Origin of the sequence: Sphingobacterium prati, assembly GCF_013167215.1 — a bacterium.
Lineage (GTDB): Bacteria > Bacteroidota > Bacteroidia > Sphingobacteriales > Sphingobacteriaceae > Sphingobacterium > Sphingobacterium prati.
Genome location: NZ_JABJWY010000039.1, coordinates 99,562 through 108,465 on the forward strand (window position 1 = coordinate 99,562; position 8,904 = coordinate 108,465).

Below are 8,904 nucleotides of genomic sequence, written 5' to 3' on the forward strand. Positions count from 1 at the left end.
TGAAAAAGGTAACCCTGCTTCTTAATATTTTTTAAAAAAAGAGAGGCTTCTCTTGCGAAAAGCCTCTCCAAATACGTTATTCAGTTTCTAAAAATTATTTTTTAGTAGCAGCTGAATCAACTTTAGCAGCAGCAGAGTCAACAGCAGTTTTAGCTGAATCAACTTGAGTAGCAGCTGAATCTAATGTGTTAGCAGCAGAATCAACTAAAGCAGATGCTGAATCAGCAGCACCTTCAGCTTTTTTCTCTGTATTGTTACAAGATGCGAAAGCTACAGTTAAAGCTAAACCTAAGAAACCGAATTTTAATGCGTTTTTCATTTTCTAATTTTCTAATTTAAATTGAAATATTTTCTTTTTCATTTCTTAATACACCGAACCCCAAAAGGTAACCCTCCAAAAAAAATATTTTTTTAAAAAGATGTAACTATTTGAAATGTAGTTGTTTATTTATCTGTAGTGATACGCAGATCAACCCATTCAATTGGATTTATTGGCTTAAAATTAAAAAATAATGGATCAATATCCTTGTTTGGACAGTTATTAGGATAAGGTAAGAGCAAGAAAGTAGTATGTTACGCTGGCTGTTTGCACAAACAATTTTCAATTATTTTTATTATTTTAAGCAGAAACCCTGTAAAAAAGAATGACGATTATGTTTGATAAGGTTAAGAATATAATGGATTTGGCAAAATCAATAGACTTTGGCAAATTGGAGGAAATCTCGAAAAAGGTAGATCTAGGCGCCGTCATGGATGCGGTCTCAAAAATGGACGATAAGCAACTCCGTGGTTTAATGAAGATGCTGAATGCCGGTAATCAGAAAAAAGAATTACCCCCTATCAATGGAGATTTCTACGATATGGATAGCAAATTAAATGGATCAGACCGCGAACTTCAACTAAAGGTACGTGAGTTTATGGAGGTGGAGGTAAAGCCTATTGTCAATAAATATTGGTTAAGGGACGAATTTCCTTTTGAAATTGTACCAAAACTAGCTGCCTTAAATATCTGCGGGTATACCTATGAGGGATATGGATGTATGGGCGGAAGTTCGCTGATGGAAGGCATTATTGCGGCTGAGATTGCACGGGTAGATGCTTCAGTCGCTACTTTTTTTGGTGTACAGAGTGGTTTGGCCATGGGGTCGATTTATATCTGTGGATCGGAGGAACAAAAACAAGAGTGGCTGCCAAGAATGCAAAAGATGAATGTAATTGGTGCTTTTGGTCTGACCGAGCCAGAAGTTGGTTCGGGAGTCGCGGGCGGTTTGACAACAACTTGTAAGAAAACCGAGGGGGGATGGGTGTTGAATGGTCAGAAGAAATGGATTGGCAATTCGACCTTTTCTGATATCACGATCGTCTGGGCAAGAGATCTCGATGATGGCGAGGTGAAAGGTTTTATTATCCGTAAAGATAATCCCGGTTTCTCTGTTGAAAAGATCAAGGACAAAATGGCACTGCGGATTGTTCAGAATGGATTGATTACCTTAGATAATTGTATTGTTTCCGAGACAGACCGATTGCAAAATGCCAATTCTTTTAAAGATACGGGCAAAGTCCTTCAGATGACACGCGCAGGGGTGGCATGGATGGCAGTAGGCTGCGCGCGCGGAGCCTATGAAAATGCGCTGGATTATACACGCAAAAGAAAACAATTTGGTAAACCTATCGCATCTTTTCAGTTGATCCAAAATCATTTGGTCGAAATGCTTTCTAACCTTACGGCTATGCAAACGCTTGTCTTTCGGCTTTCTGAACTCCAGGATGCAGGGCAGCTGCGAGATGAACATGCTTCGCTTGCAAAAGTCTTCTGTTCATTGCGTACGAGAGATATTGTATCTAAGGCGAGGGAGGTTATGGGGGGAAATGGCATTTTATTGGAATATAACGTCGCCAGATTCCTTGCCGATGCCGAGGCTATTTATTCTTATGAAGGGACCAAAGAAATTAATTCGCTTATTGTTGGAAGAAGTATCACTGGATTTAGTGCCTTTGTTTAAAACGTTTGCCAAATTTTGATGGGAGCGAGAGAAGGCTGTAATGAATAAAAAGAGATAAGGCGCTGTTAATTCCAGCGCCTTATCTCTTTTTATTCTATTTGCGCTTAAATCTCATAATCGCAATGTCACCCATGATAAAAGTCAGTGTGTTTTCACTGACATCGTAGCTGTTTACTTTTTCTAATGTAGAAAAGAAAGTCGCTTCACCGCTGCCTTCGCAAGCCATTTTCGTAGCCATGATCGGTCCAAAACTTATTTGGTGACCATCTGTCTTAAATGTAGCGTTGTAATTGTTGCAACTGCTATTACCATTCACTTTTCCGTCTGCTGTATTGAAAGTCATCGTTGGTTTACGGTTGGGGTATAGCCCTTCAAAAGCGATGCGTGGTCCGGAAATGTAATCGAGTTCCCATGTTCCGCTTAAATTTTGCTTTTCCTCCAATAACTTAAATTTTGCCAAAGGAGCCATTTTTGCCTTATTTAAACTGAGGATACCATTTTTAACGGTGTAGTTGTCCGCTGTGATCAACGCTTTGGATAAAGCTTGCTCGATGGACATATCCGGACAGGCCATCATCGTTGACATCCCCTGTGCGAATTTAATTTTTCCATTGGCAGAAAAAGTAAGTTCACCGCCTATGCCGTTGCAACCACCGCTGGCGCTGTATCTTTTTTCTTCCAGTTTGAGAAAAGGAACTTTGCCATTGACCTGCGGGGCGACCGCTTTTCCACCGATTTCTATTAGTTGCCATTTTTTTCCAATAATAGCAGATGTATTGCTGGAATCCTGTTTATCTGAATTCTTTTTCAGCGTTGAGCAACTTGCCAGCGCAAGAACAGTCATCATCAATACCACAATGTTTCTAAATCTCATCTTTTAATTTTTTTATATAAACATCATTTTTAACGTTTGGTTTGACAAAGTGCTACAAAAAACGACTAACAAAGAAGGCTTCCTTATTGGAAGCCTTCTTTATCAGTTATATAAATCGTATTATTTATTCTTTTTTTGTTGTGCTTGTTGTTGCGAACGCATCATTTCTTCCATTTTAGCCTGGAAGCTGGATTTTTTCTCAACTTTTGGATTCTTTTTATTTTCTTCCAATTTAGCTAAGATTTTATCGTCATTGACCATTGAACGGATAACCAACTGTGTTAAGAATGTAAACAACGCACTTAAGAAGTAGTAATAGTTCAAACCAGCAGGGAAGCTATTCAAGACAAAGAAGAAGATCAAAGGCATAATATATCCTATGTATTTCATTTGACCAGTAGCGCCTGAAGTCGCATTATTATACCAAGTGGTCAACAATGTTGTCAGGGTCATCAAGATACACATCAGTGAAATGTGATTGAATGATCCAAAAATAGGTGCAAATGTGAATAAAGTGTCATAGGTTGACATATCCTTCATAAACAGGAAACTTTCACCTCTCAATTCAAATAAGTTTGGAAAGAAATAGAAGAAAGCAATGGTAAAAGGCATTTGTAACACAAGTGGTAGACAGCCTCCGAGCGGATTCACACCAACTTGTTTATACAATTTCATCTGTTCCTGTTGCATCAACATTTGATTGTCTTCACCGACTTTTGCTTTGATTTCATCCAATTGTGGTTTTAATACACGCATTTTGGCCATAGAGACGTATGATTTGTACGTCATTGGTGAAAGAACCAATTTCAACATCAAGGTCAACAATAAAATCACGATACCGTAGCTCATGTGGAAACCATCTAGGAAGTTGAATACGGGTACAGTGATCCATTGATTGATCCAACGCATAGGTCCCCATCCCATATTGATGATCGATTGGTAATCATTTCCCTCTGCTTTCAGTACATTGTATTGATTTGGACCAAAAAAGAAATTCAACGAATAATTGTTGTCTTTATGATTGTCAAAAGCCAACTCGGCATTGGTGTTATAAAATTTTACCACATCATTTTCTGTCGCATGTTTTACATCGATTTTCGCGTTAACGAATCCATCTTTGGCATTTAGGATACTTGAAAAATAATGCTGTTTAAATGCAATCCATTGCACTTTCTTTTCCAATGCTTCATCATCGTCTTTGGATTCCGATAAATGGTCTACTTTATTGTCTTCTTGATAATAGAGTGTAGATTTTTGTCTTTCAGATTCAATGTTTTGTTCTTTTTGTCTCAAAACAGTATTCCAGTTCAGTGTCAATGTTTTCTGACTTTGCGGAATTAGGTTTTGAATCCCCTTAGTATTGATATCTAGACCTACGTGATAGCCTTTTCCAGCGATGGAATAGACATATTCAATATATTGATCGGCGCTATAATTCAATTTGAATTTTACCGATTGTTTTCCTTCACCCGAAACCTGGATATCCGAAGATTCAGTATCGAAGAATAAATCATTTGTCGAGATGTTTTGTCCTGCGGCATTGAACAGGAAACCAAATTTATTGTCATCACCTTCAAAAAGCATCAAAGGTTTCCCATTGAAATTCTTTTCGTCTTTCAATTCAACCGATTTCACTTTACCACCTTTTGTACTAATTTTGGCGATGATTGCTTCATTTTCAAGTGTAATGATTTTTTCAGTACCAAATTTTGATGCACCAAAAGGTTTTTTCAGTTCAGCTGAATCTGCAATCGCTGCTGTTTGCGCTGTTTTAGCTTTCGCGGTAGAGTCGCTTTCTGCCGGCAGCCCTTTTGCTGCATGCGCTTTTGCTTCTTGTCGCGCTTGTTCTTGTTTGATTTCTGATTCTGAAGGCTTCATCAGGTAAAATGAACCAGTGATGATAGCAAACATCAGGACCAAACCAATTAGGGTATTTCTATCCATCTTTAATAATTAAACTTAATTCGTTCTATCCTTCTATACTACTTTGATTTCTTGTTGGCCAAAGCAGCGGCTACAAAGCTAACAAAAAGTGGGTGAGGATTTGCAACAGTTGACTTTAATTCTGGGTGAAATTGTCCCGCAACGAAAAATGGATGGTTTTTCAATTCGACAATTTCAACTAAACCAGTCTCCGGATTGAAGCCCGAAGCAATCATTCCTGCAGCTTCATATTGTTTTAAATAGTCATTGTTAAATTCATAACGGTGACGGTGTCTTTCCGAAATTTTTGTTTTTCCATAAATCGCAAAGGCTTTGGTTCCTTTTTTAATCTCGCAATCGTATGCACCTAATCGCATCGTACCACCCATATTGGTGATATTTTTTTGTTCCTCCATCAGATTGATAACCGGATTACTGGTATTCGCATCCATTTCAAAACTATTGGCATCTTTTAACCCTAATACGTTTCTTCCGAATTCAATGACCGAACACTGCATACCCAAACAGATACCAAAGAATGGAATGTTATTTTCACGTACATATTTAATCGCGTTCAATTTGCCGTCCAGACCACGTTCGCCAAAACCTGGAGCCACCAATACACCATCCATGCCTTTTAATTTTTCAGCAACATTTTCTTTTGTAACACTTTCAGCAGCAATATAGCTTACTTTTACTTTACATTCATTTGTTGCGCCGGCGTGGATAAATCCTTCAGTAATGGATTTATAAGCGTCTGGAAGTTCAATATATTTTCCAACCAGAGCAATGCAGACCTCGTTTGTTGGGTTTTTGAGCTTGCCTAAAAAGTTTTTCCAGTTTTCCAGATCCGGTTCGTTTTTGTTAGATAGTTTCAGCTTTGTTAATGCCGTTTTGTCGAGATTTTCTTTCAACATCAATAAAGGGACATCATAGATGGTAGAAGCATCGATAGATTCAACAACGGCATTGATGTTGACATTGCAGAACTGCGCTAATTTTTTGCGGATCTCTTGAGATAATTTGTGCTCTGTACGGCAGACTAGGATATCTGGTTGCACACCATATTCCAATAGTGTTTTGACGGAGTGCTGTGTTGGCTTGGTTTTAAGTTCACCAGCTGCTGCTAGATAAGGAACCAAAGTCAGGTGGATAACCAAGGAATTATTCGCGCCCAGTTCCCAACGCAGCTGTCTTACCGCCTCAACAAACGGGAGGGATTCGATATCGCCTACAGTTCCACCGAGCTCTGTGATAATAATATCATACTCGCCCGATTGACCCAAAAGCTGCATGCGGCGTTTGATTTCATCAGTGATATGTGGAATGACTTGAACTGTTTTTCCTAAATATGCACCTTCGCGCTCTTGTTGAATGACATGTTGGTAGATACGACCTGTTGTTACATTATTCGCCTGTGAGGTAGGGACGTTCAAAAAACGTTCGTAGTGGCCCAAATCAAGGTCAGTTTCGGCTCCATCTTCAGTAACATAACATTCGCCATGCTCATAAGGATTCAAGGTTCCTGGGTCAATGTTAATGTAAGGATCGAATTTTTGAATGGTCACTTTGTAGCCACGTGCCTGGAGAAGTTTAGCAAGGGAGGCTGCAATAATACCTTTCCCTAACGACGAAGTAACGCCGCCCGTAACAAAAATATATTTAGTCATAACAATTAAAGGATTTTCAATTTTATGTGGTCAAAATGACCAATAATAGTTGCTTTATGTACGGGATACAAAGATAGCAATTTTTTATTCAATATTATAATTGAACTTCGACTGAATAAGAAATTAAAAATCGATGTTGCCCCGGTTATCAATTGTTGCCTTTAAATTCGGTTGCGATTTTGACTTTATTTCAATGCGATAAAAGTTACTTGCATTGAAAAATCCGAGATGATAATGGTTGCCAACTGTATCAATTTCTGGATACAATTTGCTTAATTCAGTGAGTGATGTGGCGTAGCGCTTATTCGTATTTTTATAAATCTGTTGCAGGTAAAAAATATTCCAGGCTGTTTTCTCCAACGCCAAAAACCGGTCGTCTACAAATTGTTGATTATCTTGATCTATAAATTTGATATGTCCCCATCTTTCTGGGTAATGCATGTTGATCAGACCAATAGGTGACCATACCCAGTTTTCTTCCGCAAGCGGCTTACCGGACTGATTTTTTCTTTTGATATAGCCTTTATCATTACTGTCATAATGCCATTGTACCCGGGAAAAGTTTATCTTCCAAATTTCATTTGTCTTGATCTGGTCTCCTTCACCAAAGTATTTTAGACTTCTGACAGGAATTTTCATTTCGACTGTCCAAAAGCTGTCTCGATCGGCTGGGTTATTTATTGTGCCGGCATGGTAGACCGCGCTTTGAATATTTTTGGTATCCCAGTTTAAATTAGCTTTGCCGCCGAAGCGATAAGGTTTGGTCATCAAAAGATCCATGATGGTATTCAATGCATTGACTTCGATTTCAATATATTCAGAAGATTGGAGGTTGGGCTTCAGGAAGACTTCAAAATCGTTGTCATGATAGATGATGGTGTCTTTCTGTCTGAGATAACCATTGATATGAGGCTCTTCCAATTTCGCAAAGAGATAGAGATGCTCGTTGTCCCATAGCATTTTGACACGAGTTTCGAGTGCTGGGTTCGGTTTGCCTATACCTTCAATGTCTTTGAACGTATTTGTCCACCGTGCTTTTGCCCAAGAGACTTCGTTGTCTTTACCGTCAATTTCGATCGGACTTTGAGCTTTTTGGACATAATAAGTCTCGGGTATAGACTGCAGTTGGAGAAAATCCTTGATGTTTCGCTGTGCGAAAATGGCTAGGGTCTGGAGTGTAAGAGCGAGAATAAAAAAAATAGTTTTCATCAAATATTGTCTGTCTATTAGCCGCTAGGAAATTTTTGTAGGGACACTTATCAAATTGTTATATTAAGTATCAAACTTCCAATGATCTTTGTGTTTAGGATATTGGCGATGTTAAAAGTAAGTAAAATGTTTTAGCTCAACAAAAAGGAGGAATTGTTTTTAACAAAGTAGTGTATTTGTCTTAATTTTATTACAGTGGTATCTGACACTTTATGCCATTAGGGGGTAGGCTGGCCAGGTAATGGAAAGGGAAATAAAAAAAGGCTTTGAAATTCATCAAAGCCTTTTTTTATGCTGTGGTAGTCGTAATTAGATTCTTTTCGATTTAATACGAGCAGCTTTACCAGTAAGGCCACGTAAATAGAATAATTTCGCGCGACGAACTTTACCGTAGCTGTTTACTACAATTTTTTCAATGTTTGGTGAGTTTACAGGGAAAATACGTTCAACACCTACACCGTTAGAGATTTTACGAACGGTAAAAGTAGCGTTAGCACCTTCGCTGTTTAATTGGATTACTACACCTTGGTACACCTGAACACGCTCTTTATTTCCTTCGCGAATTTTATAATGAACGCTGATGGTATCTCCGGCTTTGAAAGCGGGAATTTCATTTCTTACTACCGCTTGTTCTTCTACAAATTTTACTAAATCCATGATTTCGAGTAATTATTAACGATTTATATCCTGTAAAAATCGGAATGCAATATTACGACTTATTTTTTGAATATGAAAATACTTTTTGAAAAAACTATCGACTGTTATTCAAATCGGATGCAAAGATATGAAAATGAAATGGATAATCTAAAGTTATTTTGAATATTCCTTTATCAGGCTAATCAACCTTGTTTTTGAGCTTAATAATGGCACTTAAAAATGATTGAGGTAAAAGTATTGATCAATTAATCAGTGATTTAGTGGGAAAATTAAGTTTGCCTCTTGACAAATTGAAAAATTGATTCGATATTTGTGCCACACAAAACAAAGGTGATACCTTTTCGGGGTGTAGCGTAGCCCGGTATCGCGCCACATTTGGGATGTGGAGGTCGTAGGTTCGAATCCTGCCACCCCGACTGAAAAGCTCTAACGAAAGTTAGGGCTTTTTTTGTTTCTAGGCAGGAGGAGAACCTACGGCCGCTTAAGTTGCTGTGGGGGTTCGATCCGAAGGAGGCTCAGGGTAGTGCCTGGGCCATGTGTGGCTGAGCCAATCCTGCCACCCCGACTG

The 8,904-nt window shown here is 38.5% G+C and carries 7 protein-coding genes and 1 tRNA gene; 2 read left to right on the plus strand and 6 right to left on the minus strand.

Annotated features, from left to right (window positions below; translation table 11 throughout):
* Positions 1-94: 94 nt before the first annotated feature.
* Positions 95-319 carry a PG1828 family lipoprotein gene (locus HPC41_RS23645; RefSeq protein WP_172396568.1) on the minus strand — a complete coding sequence of 75 codons (225 nt, stop codon included), beginning with the start codon at positions 317-319 and terminating at the stop codon, positions 95-97.
* 334 nt (positions 320-653) lie between these two features.
* Here HPC41_RS23645 and HPC41_RS23650 point away from each other — a divergent pair, with 334 nt between their 5' ends.
* Positions 654-2,003 carry an acyl-CoA dehydrogenase family protein gene (locus HPC41_RS23650; RefSeq protein WP_409456485.1) on the plus strand — a complete coding sequence of 450 codons (1,350 nt, stop codon included), beginning with the start codon at positions 654-656 and terminating at the stop codon, positions 2,001-2,003.
* Positions 2,004-2,097: 94 nt separating this feature from the next.
* Here the strand turns inward: HPC41_RS23650 and HPC41_RS23655 are convergent, their stop codons facing one another.
* The 5 genes from HPC41_RS23655 to rplS form a co-directional block, all read right to left on the minus strand.
* Positions 2,098-2,877 (minus strand): META domain-containing protein, encoded by a 780-nt coding sequence (locus HPC41_RS23655; protein ID WP_172396570.1) that lies wholly within the window; start codon positions 2,875-2,877, stop codon positions 2,098-2,100.
* Positions 2,878-2,997: 120 nt separating this feature from the next.
* On the minus strand, positions 2,998-4,821 hold the full coding sequence (yidC, locus tag HPC41_RS23660; RefSeq protein WP_172396571.1) for a membrane protein insertase YidC: 1,824 nt from the start codon (positions 4,819-4,821) through the stop codon (positions 2,998-3,000).
* Between the two features lie 38 nt (positions 4,822-4,859).
* Positions 4,860-6,470: a CTP synthase gene (gene pyrG, locus HPC41_RS23665; protein ID WP_216660866.1), complete on the minus strand. Its 1,611-nt coding sequence runs from the start codon at positions 6,468-6,470 to the stop codon at positions 4,860-4,862.
* 123 nt (positions 6,471-6,593) lie between these two features.
* Positions 6,594-7,679 (minus strand): carbohydrate-binding family 9-like protein, encoded by a 1,086-nt coding sequence (locus HPC41_RS23670; RefSeq protein ID WP_172396572.1) that lies wholly within the window; start codon positions 7,677-7,679, stop codon positions 6,594-6,596.
* Positions 7,680-7,988: 309 nt separating this feature from the next.
* Positions 7,989-8,336: a 50S ribosomal protein L19 gene (rplS, locus tag HPC41_RS23675; protein WP_077437627.1), complete on the minus strand. Its 348-nt coding sequence runs from the start codon at positions 8,334-8,336 to the stop codon at positions 7,989-7,991.
* Positions 8,337-8,678: 342 nt separating this feature from the next.
* On the opposite strand from rplS, the gene HPC41_RS23680 reads away from it, so the two are divergent.
* Positions 8,679-8,752, plus strand: a tRNA-Pro gene (locus HPC41_RS23680).
* The last annotated feature ends 152 nt before the right edge of the window (positions 8,753-8,904 follow it).